Origin of the sequence: Serratia sp. HMSC15F11 (assembly GCF_001808215.1) — a bacterium.
Lineage (GTDB): Bacteria > Pseudomonadota > Gammaproteobacteria > Enterobacterales > Enterobacteriaceae > Serratia > Serratia nevei.
The window spans coordinates 1-568 of sequence record NZ_KV792388.1 but is presented as its reverse complement, the minus strand read 5'-3'; the positions used below and the strand labels follow the sequence as shown (position 1 = coordinate 568).

Annotated in this window: 1 protein-coding gene; it reads right to left on the bottom strand. The window is 46.8% G+C overall.

The window, feature by feature from the left end; all coding sequences use genetic code 11:
- Positions 1 to 40: 40 nt before the first annotated feature.
- The gene (tnpA, locus tag HMPREF3138_RS00465) at positions 41 to 478 is read right to left on the bottom strand and encodes an IS200/IS605 family transposase (RefSeq protein ID WP_038874510.1); all 438 of its coding nucleotides are present in this window, start codon (positions 476 to 478) and stop codon (positions 41 to 43) included.
- Between the last annotated feature and the right edge of the window lie 90 nt (positions 479 to 568).

Here is a 568-nt window from a genome sequence, read left to right as displayed (position 1 = left end):
GGCTTTACACGACGCCCCCTAAAAGGGGGCCATTTTCGAGTTAATCCTGCAACAACTCCATCTGCTGTTCGATCTCTTGGTCCTTCTTATCCTGATGCCTCACGTATCGCCTGATAATTTCTTCGTTTACTCCTACCGTATCGACAAAGTATCCCCTTGCCCAAAAATGATTGCCCCACAACTTCTTTCGTATATGTGGAAAACGATTGTAAAGCCGGATTGCACTGCGTCCTTTCAGGACGCCCATCAACGTCGAAATCGATAGCTTCGGGGGGACTATCACGACCAGATGCACATGATCTGGCTGAATATTTAGCTCAAGAACTTCACAGTCCTTCATGTTGCAGAGGATATAAATTGTTCGGTAGAGCTCTTTACCCACCTTGTCGCGGAGGATTTTAAATCGATACTTCGGCGTCCACACCAGGTGGTATTTGCAACGCCAGAACACATGTGATGAACTCCTGTATAAACCCATGTTGGTGATTTCCTTCTTACTTGTGGTGAGTAAGCTGGAATATTCCGGCATGGGTTTCCTTCAGGCTAGAGCCTCACAGGTTCAATCACC

What these genes read in the sequence shown, in the direction of transcription:
- tnpA (WP_038874510.1), bottom strand. Translation starts at nt 478, where the DNA reads ATGGGTTTATACAGGAGTTCATCACATGTGTTCTGGCGTTGCAAATAC.